Source organism: Acidovorax sp. KPB24-07 (genome assembly GCF_057543315.1).
Genome location: NZ_BAAJYS010000594.1, coordinates 1 through 1578 on the forward strand (window position 1 = coordinate 1; position 1578 = coordinate 1578).

Annotated in this window: 2 protein-coding genes; one reads left to right on the forward strand and one right to left on the reverse strand. The window is 70.6% G+C overall.

Features of this window, described 5'->3' with window-relative positions; all coding sequences use genetic code 11:
• The first annotated feature begins 254 nt into the window (after nt 1-254).
• The gene (locus AC27IQ_RS24195) at nt 255-575 is read left to right on the forward strand and encodes a hypothetical protein (protein WP_487091086.1); all 321 of its coding nucleotides are present in this window, start codon (nt 255-257) and stop codon (nt 573-575) included.
• 94 nt (nt 576-669) lie between these two features.
• Here AC27IQ_RS24195 and lgt read toward each other — a convergent pair whose 3' ends face one another.
• Entirely contained in the window at nt 670-1491 is an 822-nt protein-coding gene (gene lgt, locus AC27IQ_RS24200) for a prolipoprotein diacylglyceryl transferase (RefSeq protein WP_284428883.1), read from the reverse strand.
• Nucleotides 1492-1578 lie beyond the last annotated feature (87 nt).

A 1578-nucleotide genomic window follows, 5' to 3' on the forward strand; every position in this document is an offset into this window, starting at 1 on the left:
GCGGTGCTGCTCGCGCTGCTGCGGCGCCCCGCCCTGCGCGCCGCCGTGGGCATGACGGCCATCGGCCACGGCCTGATGATCCTGGCCATGAACGCCACCCCGCTGGCCATGGATGGGTGCGGCTTCTCCACGGCCCAGGCGGCGCGGGTGATCCAGTGGCACGTGGTGGGCATGTTTCTGCCGGCGTTCTTCGCCGGCCCGCTGGTGGACCGCTGGGGCAGCCGGCGCGTGGCCGGCAGGGCGCCCTGGCGCTGGTGGCCAGCGCGACGGTGGCGCTGTCGGGCCTGGGGTTCGCGCAGTTCCTGGCCAGCTCGCTGCTGCTGGGCGTGGGCTGGAACCTGATGCTGATCGCCGGCACCACGCTGCTGTCCGAAAACCACGCGGAGCACGAACGCGGCCCGGCCCAGGCGCTGATGGAGCTGTGCAACGGCGGCATGGCCGTGGCCATGTCGTTCGGCTCGGGCGCGCTGCTGTCGGGCATCGGATGGACCGCCATCAATGCGGCCATGCTGGTCCTGCTGGCCGTGGCGCTGGGCCTGCTGTGGTCGATGGCGCCGCGGCGCGCGGCGGTCTGAGGCACCCTGCGGTGCCGATTCGACCCCAGGGCGTTTGCTATATTTTCAATAGCAACATGCCCTGGTATTTATTGTGCTGGAGGCCCCTGGGGCCTCAAGCCCTTTGCAGCACCGGCTGGCGCCGCGCCCACACCCACATGGCGATGCCGGCGACGATCATCGGCACGCACAGCCATTGGCCCATGCTCATGCCCAGCGAGAGGATGCCCAGGAACGCATCCGGCTCGCGGAAGTATTCGGCGATGAAGCGGAAGCTGCCGTAGCCCACCAGGAAGGCCGCGGCCACCTCGCCCTGGCGGCGCTCGCGGCGGGCATAGAGCCACAGCAGCACGAACAGCAGCACGCCCTCCAGCAGGAACTGGTACACCTGCGACGGGTGGCGCGGCAGCAGCGAGCCGCTTTGCGGGAACACCATGCCCCAGGGCAGGTCCGGGCTGCTGAAGCGCCCCCACAGCTCGCCGTTGATGAAGTTGCCCACGCGCCCGGCCGCGAGCCCCGTCGGCACGCACGGCGCCACGAAGTCGGCCACCTGCAGCCAGGGCCGCTTGCGCGAATGCGCGAACCACACCATCGCGGCGATCACGCCCAGCAGCCCGCCATGAAAGCTCATGCCGCCCTGCCAGATGTAGAAGATCTCCAGCGGGTTGGACAGGTAGTAGCCCGGCTTGTAGAACAGGCAGTAGCCCAGCCGCCCCCCCGCCACCACGCCCACCACGCCGAGAAAGAGGATGTCCTCCACGTCGCGCCGCGTCCAGGCACCGGGCCCGGTGATGGAGGCGAAGGGCTCGTGGCGCAGGCGCCGCACCCCGAGGAACATGAACAGCGCGAAGGCCGCCAGATAGGTCAGGCCGTACCAGTGGATGGCCAGCGGGCCCACTTGCAGGGCGATGGGGTCGATTTGGGGGTACATCAGCATGGTGGGCGGTATTGTGCCCGCCCGGCATGACGGTTCCGGCCGGCGCCCTGGAGCGGCGGCCGCTGCGGCGGCGACGCGGCGCGCCGG

Coding starts and splice junctions, on each gene's coding strand:
- lgt (WP_284428883.1), bottom strand. CDS start 1,491: ATGCTGATGTACCCCCAAATCGACCCCATCGCCCTGCAAGTGGGCCCG.